We start from the raw sequence: 13,684 nt of genomic DNA, 5'->3' as shown, positions 1-13,684 counted from the left end.
TTAAAGATATTTCTCATATACTGGGATATAACGAAATAAGTGCTTTTACCAGAGCTTTTAAAAGATGGACAGGTAAATCACCTACTGCTTATTACGGTTGATCAAAGGCCATGAGTGCCATCAAAACCGGGATGGGCTCTACCCAATTCCGTTGAGACATCGTCGATCACTCTATGTTCAGAATCTCGGGAATATTGTAAAGCTTCCGTACTTCATTTATCGGTAGGGCGGGTCATTTTATAGGTGGCTGTATAACCCATCATTTCCCAAAAGGTAATTGTTTCTTCTATAGCTGTACAGGGTAACTGTGGTATTGTCAACGACTTCAATCAATTCCCGCTTCTTTCATCAGGGAGACACCGTATGCTGTCAACCTGTCAATAACAGGGAATGCCTTTTGGGTCATCGTCTTCTCCGTCCCGCTTTTTACTTCTACGGAGGAAGTATGATCGTATTTTTACCGGGCACCTGCGACAGGCAATCATAGTGGGGAAGGAAGTTTTTGGTGCAGTCATTTGGAGGGGATGTACGATCTTTGCTCCTGCATTGATGACATCATCGTCCCTCCAAATGCCGCATATATATATATGGTTCAATAGTGTCTGAATAAAACGGTCAGATACCCTAAATTATTGCATCTTGCTTTTGTTCCTCTGAATGGCAACTTCCTCTCTTAAATTTTCCATCCCATTTAATGAAGTAATAGATTTCGACACCCTATGAGATACCAGCAGCTGCGTTGATTTGATCGTATCCCGTAAATTGCTTTTTCCACTATTTATTTCACATAGTAAACTAAAGGTATCACTATAAAGAATATGAACCAAGTCTTTACCAAGCAGGTTGTCATCTATCTTATCAATAGAAAACGAGTGCCGGAAAAGGCCGGTCGTCATGTAGGCTTACCTTCACTTGAAGTTAAACAAGAGAACAGACGGAAAAAAGGACAATGATAATTCCACTGACAGAAAAAATCGGATAGATCAATAAACATGTCAGGAAAAATAGGCAAGCATTCGGGAAATCTTTCCATTTACCGGTAAGCTGTACCGCCATACTTTTGTTTCATAAAATTTAAGCAAACAGTGTGTGAAACACCAAAATTGGACAAAGTTTATTCATTAAGTCAATTAAATCAGACAAAAACTAATCAAGAAGGCTGTGGAAATAAAAAATATAATTCTTTGGGGTATAAAGCTCTTGGCTGCCATTATTATGCTGCAAACGCTCTTTTTTAAATTTACTGCTGCTCCCGAATCTGTCTATCTCTTTACTAAAATCGGGATGGAACCATGGGGTCGTATTGGAGTTGGGATACTCGAAATTTTTGCTTCGTTGCTTATTCTCATACCACGGACCACAGCCTTCGGTGCGCTGCTTGGCCTTGGTCTGATGAGTGGAGCACTTTTTTTCCATTTTACGATACTCGGTGTTGTGGTACAAGGTGATTCGGGGCGACTGTTCATTTATGCTTTGCTGGTTTTTTTTAGCTGTATTATTCTTCTTATCGCTTTCAAATCACAACTGCTCCAGCTTTACCAGACCAAGTTTAGATCGCATTGAAAGAGCGAGCCAGCTCTATGTAAAAACAAATACTTGACACATTAACAAACTGATGAACATCAATTTAACACTGGTTTTACATTCTGTAGGGTTATTAAGACCACAGGAATTGCCAGGTCGGCCAAATTCAACTGCGCTTATTAATTGACTATTCATATCACTAAAACAACACCATGAGAAATCTGATCATCGCAACAACACTGCTTTTTTTAGCAGCCTGCAGCACGAATACAAATAGCACTAAAAGTGAAATTTTCGCTCCGGAAGGAAAAGCAATAAAAGGTTATGACCCTGTTTCCTTTTTTAAAGAAAAGAAAGCGGTAAAAGGGACCGGGGAGTTTGCTTACCAATGGAAGGATGCGCTTTGGTTATTTAGCTCCCGGAAAAACATGGAAGATTTTAAAGCAAATCCTGAACATTACACGCCACAATATGGTGGATATTGTGCATATGGAATGTCGAACGGGTATAAAGCACCAACTGAAACTGATACATGGGAGGTGGTAAATGATAAGCTTTATTTCAACTATAACGCGAAGGTTAAGGAAGAATGGTTGGAAAATCAGCAAGAACTTATTCAAAAGGCGGATATGAACTGGCCTGATTTAAAAAACAAAGAGTAACAAATTCTTTTCATTTCGGGTTGTTCACCTCGAAGGGCTTATCCGATCTGTTAATTCCAGTAATGACGATTCGAAAATGTACCCTATTAAATGACGATCACCATGAAAACACAAACCCACAGCAGATGGTTGGCAGAGCCCATAAGCAATCTGTTGGTTCAATTGCGATCTTTAATAAATGAAGTGACTGATCAACAATACATTCAGAAAGTTGAGTTGTTGTCCAATGCGACTATCGGGCAGCATATCCGACATATCATTGAATTTTTCCTCGAACTGAATGGCGGTTACCAAAAAGGACGAGTGAGTTATGATGAAAGAAAACGGGATTACGAAATAGAAACAAGCAGAGTATGTGCCCTTACCAAATTGGAGGCTATCATTTCTTCTCTTGAAAAGGACAATGTGGATTTATTGCTGGTAGCAGATTTTGGTATAGAAAATGAGGTATTAGGAAGTGTGACTACTAATTATAACCGTGAGCTGGTTTATAACCTTGAGCATACAATACATCACATGGCATTATTGAGAATAGGCGTTAAAGTAGTATCGACCATATCACTACCGGAAGATTTCGGCGTAGCCGCATCAACTATAAAACATCGAACACTATGTGCACAGTAACTTTTATACCTACGGCAGCCGGTATTCATCTCACATCAAACCGAGATGAACATGTGAGTCGGAAAACGGCTTTGGCACCAAGGGAATATAGCAGGAAAGATACTAAATTGATTTTCCCAAAAGATCAGGAAGCCGGAGGTACGTGGATCGCCCTTAAAGCCAACGGCGATGCGGCTGTTTTATTGAATGGCGCTTTCATTAAACATCAGCGTGCGCTACCCTATAAAAGAAGCAGGGGACATATTTTTTTGGATATTATGGAAAAAGACAACGTGAAACGGCAATTCGACGAAATAGATCTGCTTGGAATCGAACCTTTTACGTTAATCATCTATGGCAACCGTGCCTTATGGGAATGTCGGTGGGACGGCCTTCTCAAACACAACTTGCAATTACATGTAGATCATGCCTATATATGGTCATCCGCTACCTTATATGAGGTAGATATTGCCCATTTAAGGCGTCACTGGTTTGAAGACTGGCTGAAAAAAAACCGGAAAAAAATAACATGTGAGGACATTTTTGATTTTCATTTTTATGCAGGGGAAGGCAATTTACAGAACGATTTGGTTATAAGCAGGAGTAATGGGGTCCGGACGGTAAGTGTTACCAGTGTTTTCGTCAGCGAAAAAGAAAGTAGTATGTCATATCGAGATCTTGTGAATGAGCAGGCGACCGAAAAGAAAATCTTAACACAAACACATACTTCGAGCAAGTCGTATCTGACCAATCAGCAATGTTCTTTGATTATACGGAGATGCTGGTTACGATTGACGCAATGGGAATACTGGCCTGCGGCTATCATTTTTGGCCCACTATTTATCCATTGGGTTTGGTTAAGCCTGAAAGCCAGGTCCTTTTTCTTTTTCAGCGCGGCAAATCCGGGAATAGCAAATGGAGGTTTTTTGCAGGAGAAGAAAAGTGACATATACCGGCTGATACCAAAAAAATACTATCCGCGCACTTTATTTTGTGAAAGCGATATTACACCGACTATTTTAGCGGAGAAACTTAGCAAAGCGAAACTGAAATTTCCACTCATTGCTAAACCTGATCAAGGCAGACGTGGCATGCAGGTAAAACTGGTAAAAACGAAGCTAGATCTGGAAAACTATAGGCGAAACAATAGGGTTCATTTTTTAGTGCAGGAATATATAGACTATGAGCTGGAAGCGGGTATCTTTTATTATCGTTTCCCCGGTGAAAAAAAAGGGTGTATTTCGGGGATTGTAGGAAAAGAATTTCTTTCGGTTACAGGTGACGGGAAGTCAACGATAGCCAATTTAATTAAACGGAACGATCGGGCACTTTTCCAACTTGAGGATCTTTATATGCAGTATGGACCTATTCTTTCAAATATACTACCGAAGGGTATCAAACAAATTTTAGTTCCATATGGCAACCATAGCAGAGGTTCAAAATTTGTTGACTTGAATCATTACATTACTGAGGAACTGACCACCACAATTGATCAAATTTGTCAACAGGTGCCCGGATTTTATTACGGCAGGTTGGACATCAAATTTCATAGCTGGGAGGAGCTGGAAAAAGGTTGCAAGTTTTCTATCATTGAGCTTAATGGTGCAGGAAGTGAACCCACGCACATTTATGATCCACAGCACTCGCTGTTCTTTGCATGGAAGGAAATATATCGTCATTGGCAGATTTTATATCAGATCAGCAAAATAAACGCGCAGCAAAAAGGAATTGATTTAATGCGTATCAGAGACGGTATCAAAATGATCAAAGAACACCGACGGTTCAAAAAATTGATTACACAGTTGTAAAGAAATATATCGCCATATCAAATTTCGCTTGTTACTTTCGATCGTAATGAACTCGGTTAAATATTCGACTTGCATCGTTTTGATTTTGAAAATCATATGCCCACTCCTAACCACGGTTACTCCGCCATCATTGGCACAGCTTTAGTCGTCACCGGCATGATCATGTCTGTGCTTACTTATTATCGGTTCAAAACAATCATTATCGTACAGTGGGTGTTCGATAATGAACAATCATAAAGAAAAAAAAACAACATAATTAACTGAAAATGTTGTTATTAAAAAAAATGGCACAACAATCGCGCATAATTTATATCCTTTCATAAAATCTAAAACGATGATTGCCAATTACGTTAAAATTGCCATCCGTAATCTTTGGAAACACCGAATATATTCTTTAATCAGTATTCTGGGACTCGGTATCGGAATGGCTGCCTGTATCCTCATTTATAAATATGTCAGCTTTGAGACAAGTTATGATGGTTTTCATCGTAAAGGAAACAGAATTTATCGACTGGCAACGGACATCAAAACCCCAACGGAAGATGTTCATTTTTTTAGTTCGGCTTTTCCCTACGCGCCGAATATGGTCAACGATCTACCCGAAGTTGCCTCGGCTGTCCGATTTTTTAAAGGAGATTTTCCAGTACGCAAAGATTCCGTCAAATATATGGAATCGGTACTTTTTGCGGATTCCACGCTGTTCGAGGTATTTGATTTCAGCATGATCGAGGGAAATGCGGCAACGGCCCTGGCGAATCCCTATAGTATTGTACTGACCCGATCCGGCGCAAAAAAATATTTTGGGGAGGATAATCCCATTGGTAAAACGATTCTTTTCGGCGGGGATGCATCACCTTCAACCATTACGGGTGTTATAGAGGATATCCCGGAAAATTCGCAGTTGCAAACAGACCTGTTTGTTTCCATGGCTACCTTTTTCAAATACAACCCAATGGCTGAGCAGGCATGGGGAGACTTTCCTATATCGACCTACGTCTTACTGAAGCCAGGTGGTTCAATCGATGCTCTTCAGAAAAAAATACCTGCCTTTTTAGAGAAGCACACAGGAGAAGAGATGAAAAAGTTACAACTGAAGTATAGCCTTGTATTGGAACCCTTGCAATCGGTTTACCTTCATTCTACCAGAGGGGGCTACATAGCGATGGGTACCGGAACTAACGTCTACATTTTTTCGCTCATCGCCGCCTTCATACTTATTATTGCCTGTATTAACTTCATCAACATGGCCACCGCTCGGTCTGCCGAACGGGCAAAGGAAGTTGGTGTAAAAAAAGTGACCGGTGCACAGCGCGGACAGCTAGTTGGGCAGTTTATAGCCGAATCACTGTTTATGGCATTATTGGCCTTCGTGCTTAGCTTATGCCTCACTTATTTGGCACTTCCCTATTTTAATCAATTAGCGGGTAAAACCATTGGTTTATCGCTCTTTGAAAACGTAAAGCAAATGTATTTATTGACAGGGGTTTCTATCCTGATCGGATTGCTCGCCGGTATCTATCCTTCCCTTGTGCTTTCTTCATTCAAACCTGCTGAAGTACTAAAAGGTAATTTTTCAACTGGAAGTAAAGGGAATTTTCTTCGTAAAGCACTGGTTGTCTCTCAGTTTACCATCAGTATTTTTTTGATTGCTGCAACCATCGTTGTTTATAATCAACTTAATTATATGCGATCTTATGATATGGGATTCAATAAAGATCAGACCATCGTGATCGATACCCATGGCGATTCCGCCAAGAAGGCTTACCGTCAATCTTTATCGGCAATTCCAGGTATCGGGTCAACTACGATGTCATCCGGAGTGCCCGGAGGAGGTGTGGGAAGTGCCTATTCTGAAATTGAAAACACAGCGGGCGTTATGCAAGTCACAGGGCTCGACATTTATGGTGTTGATTTTGATTTTATACCGCAATATGGGTTAAAAATGGTTGCGGGACGTCCGTTTTCGAGCGACTATGATTCTGATTCTGCCCTAGCTATGATTGTAAACGAAGCGGCCGTTAAACTTTTAGGTTTCCAATCTCCGCAAGACATCATCGGAAAGCGCTTTAATCAATGGGGCAAACAGGGAACGATTATAGGTGTGACCCAGGACTTTAACTACCAGACGCTGGAACAGAACATCAAGCCTTTAAGTATCCGGCTGGATACAAGGGGTACCAATATGATATCTGTCAAAACAACTGTCAGCGACATTCCACGGATTATTGAGAGCATGAAGGAGAAATGGAATCAGCTCTTACCGCAGGTTCCGTTCAGCTATTATTTTCTGGACGAACAGTTTGATCAGCAATACCGGGCATTTGAACGGTTTGGCCAATTGTTCGTTAGCTTTGCTGCGCTGGCCATTTTTATATCCTGCCTGGGTTTGCTCGGGCTCATTTCTTATAGTACGCTTCAACGGACTAAAGAAATCGGTATCAGAAAAGTGTTGGGAGCATCCGTTAGCAACATTGTGAAACTCATATCTAGAGACTATCTCAAATTGGTAATGCTCTCTTTTCTCATTGCAACGCCTATTACGTGGTTTGCGGCAGATCAATGGCTTCAGAGTTTTGCTTACCGCGAATCGGTTAGCTGGTATGTCTTCATTATCGCTGGACTGCTGGCCCTCCTTATTGCAGTGTTTACCATTAGCTGGCAGACAATAAAAGCGGCTTGGGTTAATCCTGTCAAAAGTTTACGGACCGATTAGCTCAGTCAAGCGTTGACGTCTATTACTTGTATTCTTCAAAGCTACCCAACGACGCGGACATGATCAGGTATCTCTATATCAAATCTAATAACCAAAAGCTATGCCTATGCGGGATAAGTGGAGACAGAAGAGTTTATTTACAAGTTGGATATTAATAAGATTGCTAAAAGAGAAGAGCAGTTTCTGAATAATCGAAGCTATATGAGAAAAATTCGCTTATATGGAATAAATTGTCCCAAAAGCCATCAGGACTTTGGGACAGTAGCTAAAAAATTCACTGCGGACCATTGCTTTTGTCGGTGTTGCAATGGGCGCTTGTTTCTTATTCGATTTTTAATTTATATCTTAGTATGATGCCTTTTCTCTCGTTCCCATAGTTGCGCTCCTTCCTATTAATATCTGCGGGTACCTTGTATTACAGGCTTTTTCATCTCATCATACAGACATGCTTGATGTTTTCTAACTCTTCATCGCTTATGCCTTTATGCTTGATGGCCATAAGCGAAGTAAGTACCACTGCTGAAAAATTAGTTACTGGATAAGATGATGATATGATCAACGATCATTTTAGTGCGTAATTAAGATAACCACCATCCGCAACGATCTCAGTTCCTGTAATGAAACTTGCGGCATCAGAAGCCAAAAACAACACCGTTTTCGCGATTTCATCAGGATGACCAAGCCTTTGCAGCGCTGTAGCGCCAGCTATTGACTCTTTTGCTTCAGCAGGTAATACCGTATCTAAGCCTGGCGTATCTATAGGCCCCGGACTAACAATGTTGACGCGGATTTTTCTTCCGGCCAGTTCATTTGCCGCAATTTGGGCAATTTTATTCAATGCTCCTTTAGTTGCAGAATAAACGCTGGCACCCACGTTTGCCGCGGTGGCAACGGTTGAAGATGTGAACAGTACTGCCGCTCCATCTGCCAGATGAGGAAGTAATTTTTGCAACGTAAAGAAATGCCCCTTGACATTGGTGTTAAATTGTGCATCAAAATTTGCTTCGGTTACTTTTTCTATTGGCTCAAATGTTCCAATTCCCGCATTCAGAAAGAGAACATCTAATTTGTTTCCACTTTCTGCAACTGCTTTTTCCAGAATCGAAATACCTTCGAGCTTTGAAGTGTCTGAAATCACTGTAAATAATTTCGGATTGTTTATTTCTGCATTTGCTTTTTGTAGATTTTCGGCATTTCTTCCCGTAATCCAAACATTTGCCCCTGCGGTGATAAATGCTTTTGCTGTTGCTAAGCCTATACCTGAAGTTCCACCTGTAATAACGACGTTTTTATTTGTAAAGTCCATAATTAAATTTTAGCTATTTTTGTAGTTTGTTTTGTAAACTACAAACGTATAGAAAAGTAGTTTTAAAAACAAACTACTTTTAAATTTGACATAATGAAAACAATTGACAGAAGATCAACATGCCCAATCAATTATTCGGTGGAAATTTTCGGCGATAAATGGATGCTGCTGCTCTTACGGGATTTAATGTTTAATGGAAAAAATTCCTTCCTGGAGTTTCGGGTATCGGACGAAAAAATATCTTCAGCTGTACTGACGGAAAAGCTCAATATACTTTTAAATGAAGGAATTGTTACCAAAGTAACCTCCCCGAAAAATGCTTCTAAATTCCTGTATCTGCTAACGGAGAAGGGTATCGAACTGGTGCCGTTCATGGTGGAGTTTCTTAACTGGGGCTCCAAGTACAACCCTGACGGCGGTCCCAAATCATTGCTTCAAAGAATTAAAAAGAATAAAAAGAAAGTAATTACTGAGCTACAGGATAAATTAAGAAGCCAACGACATCCTTATACAGAAAACCGAATCAACGCTTTTTAGTGAAGTCAATACGACTTATATAGAAAATTATTTTTTAACGATATTATTCAATTCTGCATCAAACAATCTCGCGAATTCTTCGGTCAGTAAAATGTGATCCTGTTTATGGGCGTTTTTGGCCAGACTATATCCCCATTCGGTAGCAGCCTTTCTTTGCTGAGGTGTACCATGGTGCGAATCGACCGCAAAATCGCAATCACCCGTATTAAAAAAAATCTCAGCAACTTGTTGCACATCATTTGACTGCATAGCTGCTCCACTAGCGTGTGCCAAAAAATATGCGGCGTAGGCGTCTGCCATTAATTCGATGCGGCGGGAGGTTTTTGGGATTAGTTTCATACCCGTTTTTAAGATCCCCAAGTCATATTGAATGTGATGCCCGAACTCATGGGCCAAAATTGCCTGCGGAGCATTATCTCCATAACCAAGTGCTGCGAAACCCTGTAATAATCCATCGCCAATAATAATTTTAGCGGGAATTTGACCAACATGGGCAATGGTTGTATCGGGTATAGCAAATTGATTAAAAGTAAAAGCGGGATGGTCTCCATTGAGGAACTGCGGGTACTTTTTAAGTAAAGTAGCTACCGAGTCGGCGTAGTGGTTTGCTTTGCCCTCACTATAGCCATAAACGCTTTTATACATTTCAAAAACTTTACTCCGATCTTGCAGCATAGAACCATGCGATGCAACCTTGATGACATTAATGGACCGGATATTCCAAAAGCGTTTCAGATCTGTGAAGGTTTTATTAACCTGATCGGTATATTCACCATTAACTCCAAAATACTGGTCTTCTGCACTGCTTTCAAAATGCAACGCGTAAAAATTAGCCAGGTTTGACATTTGTAGTTCTTCGCTCGCTGCAATGGTGGTTGGCTCTTTCCCCCAACTAACAAACTGTTGAAAAAGCCAGAGACGTAAAGGGGGAGTATTGCAGGGACTCGGCTCCACTTCGGCTAAATCCGGGACAGCGGGAAGATCATTTGTTTTTCTACAGCCGGAAAATAAAATAAAACAGATGGCAATAGCTGAGGTGAGGATATTAATTTTTTTCATCGGATATTTTTCGTTTACAACGATTGTAAGAATAGATAGAATATATATGGAAAAGATGGGACGTTTAGTGATGGATATTCAGAGCAATGCTGTTAATATATTCATATTTTTTGTATTGAATTTATGTTCAGGCTACAAATGTAAACTACCCCCGACATCTTACAGTCAACAATCAGGTGAAGTGATCAAATTCAGGTTTGAAGTGGTAAAACCATGCCTTGAATAGCAAAAATGAAAAAGAGCTTACAGCTAATATTATTATTCTTTTTATACGATGTTACGGACAGGTTTCCGCGCAGGGGCTTCAATTAGCGTATGGTTCTTATGAAATCGGTTTCAAACATGATGTACTTTTCGATAGTTCTCGCATCTATAAAGCTATTTGACTGGAATAATCGGCTTATACCAAGACGATCGCTATCAGTATTTGATATCCCGGCGCTACGAAAAAGGAAGAGGAGGCGGAAGGATAATTGTTTTCTATTGCGAGCTGTTTTTCAAAACAGCGCGCCCCTTATATTTGTTTTTCAAAAAAAACTTCATGGAAAAAGAAAGAAAGCCTATACCAAATGACCATCTGGCGAATGAACGGACCTTTTTGGCTTGGATACGCACCTGCATTGCTACCATTGGTTTAGGATTCGTTGTGGTAAAATTCTCCTTATTCATCAAACAACTCACCTTGGTCATCGATACCGATGTGCCCACCCCTAACCACGGTTACTCCGCCATCATTGGCATAGCTTTAGTCGTCGCCGGCATGATCATGGCTGTGCTTGCTTATTATCGGTTCAAAACAACCCAGGCACAACTATTGGCCGGCCAGTTTAGACCTTCTTCCAGGATTTTCCTCTGCATTACGACTGCCCTTATTATTTTGGCGGTTGCTTTAACCATCTATTTAGTGGAGAGTACGATATGAAAACTTATAAATAAAATCAATAATTTCACATTGAGAATGTATCATAACGATGTAATTTTTGGGTTTAACTTTATTATGCAGGAAAATGAAATATAGTCTTGTTAGTCGCTGCCTGCTTTCGATTGTGGGGCTGGTATTCGGTATCTCACAGGTGTCCGCACAGATTAATGCTCAAGAGATAACGCAAGATTTGCAGCGGGTAATAACAGAAATGAAATTACCCGGGATGGCGGTTGTTCTGGTAAATAAAAAAGGCGTGATTTATAAGCACGCTTTTGGAAAGGCTGATATAGCGGAAAACAAATCATATTCACTGAACACTATTCAAGAGATTGGATCCGTCAGTAAAATGATATTAGCAGTTGCACTTATGAAAGCTATCGAGCTTGGCTATTTTTCGCTCGAAACAGATATCAACCGGATTCTTCCTTTCAAAGTTACTAATCCTTATGAGGCCAACCGAGCCATCACAATCAGGGAACTCGCTACGCATACCTCCGGAATTATTGACAATCCTAGCGTGTACATCAATACATATCAGTTCCACCTTCAACGAAGACCGTACAGTCAATCTTATACCGTGCCTTTAAAAGAGCTGGGTTATCAGCGCACGCTTAGCGATTCCACGCTTAAGCAATTCTATTTTAATTACCTGGCCAAGCAAGGTAAATACTACACTTCTAAAAACTTCATACATTCTCCATCAGGAAAAACATCATCCTATAGTAACATAGCGACTGCACTAATTGCTTATCTGATAGAAATCAAATCGGGCCTATCCTATAAAGCCTTTACGAATAGGTATATTTTTAAGCCACTGCACATGACCCACTCTGCTTGGTTTACGACTGAAATCAAATTAAGTAAATTAGCTCAGCTTTACCACGATTCTGATATCATTTTTCCATTATATGACTTAGTGACCTACCCGGATGGCGGATTAAAGACCAACGCCTCGGATTTAAGCAAATTTTTAATTGATGTGATCAATGGCCTATCCGGTAAATCTATTATTCTGAAACGACAATCATTTCAAACTATGTTTACGCCACAGTTTTCAAGCCGTAATTTACCTGCAAAACTTAGTTTGACAACAAGAAATAAAGGTATTTTATGGAATTTATATAACAATGGCACGATTGGTCATGATGGAGATGACCCGGGCGTTAGCTCATTCCTTGTATTCAACCCGGCAACAGGGCTGGGAGGATTGTTTTTATGCAATAAATACATAGATGATAAAAGTTTCATTACTGATATTATAACAAAACACATAACTAGATAATATAAAACGGAATGCGTTAAATCTTGGATAGATACAATTCAATTATTGACAAACGTTGAACATTCTTGCTGGGTCGGTATTATTGCATGAACCAAGAATAGCCATTTTAATTAAACGGAACGATCGGGCACGTTTCCAACTTGAGGGACCTTATATGTAGTATGGACCTATTCTTTCAATATACTACCGAAGGGTATCAAACAAATTTTAGTTCCATATGGCAACCATAGCAGAGGTTCAAAATTTGTTGACTTGAGTCATTACATTACTGAGGAACTGACCGCCACAATTGATCAAATTTGCCAGCAGGTGCCCGGATTTTATTATGGCAGGTTGGACATCAAATTTCATAGCTGGGAGGAGCTGGAAAAAGGTTGCAAGTTTTCTATCATTGAGCTTAATGGTGCAGGAAGTGAACCAACGCACATTTATGATCCACAGCACTCGCTGTTCTTTGCATGGAAGGAAATATATCGTCATTGGCAGATTTTATATCAGATCAGCAAAATAAACGCGCAGCAAAAAGGAATTGATTTAATGCGTATCAGAGACGGTATCAAAATGATCAAAGAACACCGACGGTTCAAAAAATTGATTACACAGTTGTAAAGAAATATATCGCCATATCAAATTTCGCTTGTTACTTTCGATCGTTAAAACAAAAGTTGATTAAACGATAGGATATTTTCGATACTCAATTTATGGGGCTTACAAAAACTTAACACAAAAATAAGCCGCCTATAAATAAGGAACGGCTTCATCAATGCTTTTGACAATAGGTTTATTTTTAGGCATTTTAGGCTATTTTTCTAATTGCAACAGTCACCAATCATACCAGGCAATACTACTTCCATACTCTCACGGAAAATCTTATCGATGAGATCAGTAAAAAAATGAAAATCGGTGAATTCCCGATTTTCATTGGATGGCACACTGCGCAATGTTTACCTACAGACATCATTTGCCCCAAAAAGCATTTTCATGCTTTAGGTCGGCGCTGTATACAGTTACCTCTACAATTTTCCCATCTTTCACGGTGTAGACATCCACGTTCTCAACGTCCAAGCCGTCACCGGGCTGCCCAGCAGTCCAGCGCAGTAATACCGATGCCTGGTTACCATTTATGGCAATAGTCTGAATTGCGGCGAGTGACAGCGTATTTCGAGATATTTCGAACATCCCTCCTACCATTTCGAATACTTCATTACTGCTCTGTTTTAGTCCGGAAAAGCGGTTCGCACCTGGTTGGTTCCACTTTACTGACG

General features: G+C 40.1%; 14 protein-coding genes. 11 read left to right on the top strand and 3 right to left on the bottom strand.

Going from position 1 to position 13,684, the window contains the following annotated elements; translation table 11 throughout:
• The first annotated feature begins 8 nt into the window (after nucleotides 1-8).
• From RYH73_RS26360 to RYH73_RS26330, 7 genes are all read left to right on the top strand, one after another.
• Entirely contained in the window at nucleotides 9-101 is a 93-nt protein-coding gene (locus RYH73_RS26360) for a hypothetical protein (protein ID WP_335316369.1), read from the top strand.
• Nucleotides 102-818: 717 nt separating this feature from the next.
• Complete coding sequence (locus RYH73_RS26355) at nucleotides 819-953, top strand: hypothetical protein (RefSeq protein WP_335316432.1); 135 nt, start codon at nucleotides 819-821, stop codon at nucleotides 951-953.
• Nucleotides 954-1,161: 208 nt separating this feature from the next.
• Nucleotides 1,162-1,563 (top strand): DoxX family protein, encoded by a 402-nt coding sequence (locus RYH73_RS26350; RefSeq protein ID WP_335316431.1) that lies wholly within the window; start codon nucleotides 1,162-1,164, stop codon nucleotides 1,561-1,563.
• A gap of 173 nt (nucleotides 1,564-1,736) precedes the next feature.
• Nucleotides 1,737-2,186 carry a YHS domain-containing (seleno)protein gene (locus RYH73_RS26345; RefSeq protein ID WP_335316430.1) on the top strand — a complete coding sequence of 150 codons (450 nt, stop codon included), beginning with the start codon at nucleotides 1,737-1,739 and terminating at the stop codon, nucleotides 2,184-2,186.
• A gap of 102 nt (nucleotides 2,187-2,288) precedes the next feature.
• Nucleotides 2,289-2,810: a hypothetical protein gene (locus RYH73_RS26340; RefSeq protein ID WP_335316429.1), complete on the top strand. Its 522-nt coding sequence runs from the start codon at nucleotides 2,289-2,291 to the stop codon at nucleotides 2,808-2,810.
• Nucleotides 2,798-4,597 carry an NRDE family protein gene (locus tag RYH73_RS26335; RefSeq protein WP_335316428.1) on the top strand — a complete coding sequence of 600 codons (1,800 nt, stop codon included), beginning with the start codon at nucleotides 2,798-2,800 and terminating at the stop codon, nucleotides 4,595-4,597. Before RYH73_RS26340 ends, RYH73_RS26335 begins: the two co-directional genes overlap by 13 nt.
• A gap of 334 nt (nucleotides 4,598-4,931) precedes the next feature.
• The gene (locus RYH73_RS26330; protein ID WP_335316427.1) at nucleotides 4,932-7,310 is read left to right on the top strand and encodes an ABC transporter permease; all 2,379 of its coding nucleotides are present in this window, start codon (nucleotides 4,932-4,934) and stop codon (nucleotides 7,308-7,310) included.
• 562 nt (nucleotides 7,311-7,872) lie between these two features.
• Here the strand turns inward: RYH73_RS26330 and RYH73_RS26325 are convergent.
• The gene (locus RYH73_RS26325; protein ID WP_335316426.1) at nucleotides 7,873-8,616 is read right to left on the bottom strand and encodes an SDR family oxidoreductase; all 744 of its coding nucleotides are present in this window, start codon (nucleotides 8,614-8,616) and stop codon (nucleotides 7,873-7,875) included.
• Between the two features lie 93 nt (nucleotides 8,617-8,709).
• Between RYH73_RS26325 and RYH73_RS26320 the strand changes: the two genes are divergently transcribed.
• Nucleotides 8,710-9,153 (top strand): winged helix-turn-helix transcriptional regulator, encoded by a 444-nt coding sequence (locus tag RYH73_RS26320; protein WP_335316424.1) that lies wholly within the window; start codon nucleotides 8,710-8,712, stop codon nucleotides 9,151-9,153.
• Between the two features lie 27 nt (nucleotides 9,154-9,180).
• On the opposite strand, the gene RYH73_RS26315 is transcribed toward RYH73_RS26320, so the two are convergent.
• Complete coding sequence (locus RYH73_RS26315) at nucleotides 9,181-10,212, bottom strand: hypothetical protein (protein ID WP_335316423.1); 1,032 nt, start codon at nucleotides 10,210-10,212, stop codon at nucleotides 9,181-9,183.
• Nucleotides 10,213-10,753: 541 nt separating this feature from the next.
• Here RYH73_RS26315 and RYH73_RS26310 point away from each other — a divergent pair.
• The 3 genes from RYH73_RS26310 (at nucleotide 10,754) to RYH73_RS26300 (ending at nucleotide 13,028) form a co-directional block, all read left to right on the top strand.
• Complete coding sequence (locus RYH73_RS26310) at nucleotides 10,754-11,134, top strand: YidH family protein (protein WP_335316422.1); 381 nt, start codon at nucleotides 10,754-10,756, stop codon at nucleotides 11,132-11,134.
• Between the two features lie 85 nt (nucleotides 11,135-11,219).
• Nucleotides 11,220-12,419: a serine hydrolase domain-containing protein gene (locus tag RYH73_RS26305; RefSeq protein ID WP_335316421.1), complete on the top strand. Its 1,200-nt coding sequence runs from the start codon at nucleotides 11,220-11,222 to the stop codon at nucleotides 12,417-12,419.
• Nucleotides 12,420-12,671: 252 nt separating this feature from the next.
• Nucleotides 12,672-13,028 carry a hypothetical protein gene (locus tag RYH73_RS26300; protein ID WP_335316420.1) on the top strand — a complete coding sequence of 119 codons (357 nt, stop codon included), beginning with the start codon at nucleotides 12,672-12,674 and terminating at the stop codon, nucleotides 13,026-13,028.
• A 348-nt stretch (nucleotides 13,029-13,376) separates the two neighbouring features.
• Here the strand turns inward: RYH73_RS26300 and RYH73_RS26295 are convergent.
• The coding region (locus RYH73_RS26295) for a nuclear transport factor 2 family protein (protein ID WP_335316370.1) at nucleotides 13,377-13,684 on the bottom strand (308 nt) is incomplete at its 5' end.

This window comes from Olivibacter sp. CPCC 100613, from assembly GCF_036959255.1.
In the GTDB taxonomy this organism is placed as follows: Bacteria; Bacteroidota; Bacteroidia; order Sphingobacteriales; family Sphingobacteriaceae; genus Olivibacter.
This window is presented reverse-complemented; position numbering and strand designations above follow the sequence as displayed.

What these genes read in the sequence shown, in the direction of transcription:
- RYH73_RS26320 (WP_335316424.1), top strand. Translation starts at nt 8,710, where the DNA reads ATGAAAACAATTGACAGAAGATCAACATGCCCAATCAATTATTCGGTG.
- RYH73_RS26335 (WP_335316428.1), top strand. Translation starts at nt 2,798, where the DNA reads ATGTGCACAGTAACTTTTATACCTACGGCAGCCGGTATTCATCTCACA.
- RYH73_RS26315 (WP_335316423.1), bottom strand. Translation starts at nt 10,212, where the DNA reads ATGAAAAAAATTAATATCCTCACCTCAGCTATTGCCATCTGTTTTATT.
- RYH73_RS26345 (WP_335316430.1), top strand. Translation starts at nt 1,737, where the DNA reads ATGAGAAATCTGATCATCGCAACAACACTGCTTTTTTTAGCAGCCTGC.
- RYH73_RS26310 (WP_335316422.1), top strand. Translation starts at nt 10,754, where the DNA reads ATGGAAAAAGAAAGAAAGCCTATACCAAATGACCATCTGGCGAATGAA.
- RYH73_RS26305 (WP_335316421.1), top strand. Translation starts at nt 11,220, where the DNA reads ATGAAATATAGTCTTGTTAGTCGCTGCCTGCTTTCGATTGTGGGGCTG.
- RYH73_RS26330 (WP_335316427.1), top strand. Translation starts at nt 4,932, where the DNA reads ATGATTGCCAATTACGTTAAAATTGCCATCCGTAATCTTTGGAAACAC.
- RYH73_RS26325 (WP_335316426.1), bottom strand. Translation starts at nt 8,616, where the DNA reads ATGGACTTTACAAATAAAAACGTCGTTATTACAGGTGGAACTTCAGGT.
- RYH73_RS26340 (WP_335316429.1), top strand. Translation starts at nt 2,289, where the DNA reads ATGAAAACACAAACCCACAGCAGATGGTTGGCAGAGCCCATAAGCAAT.
- RYH73_RS26355 (WP_335316432.1), top strand. Translation starts at nt 819, where the DNA reads ATGAACCAAGTCTTTACCAAGCAGGTTGTCATCTATCTTATCAATAGA.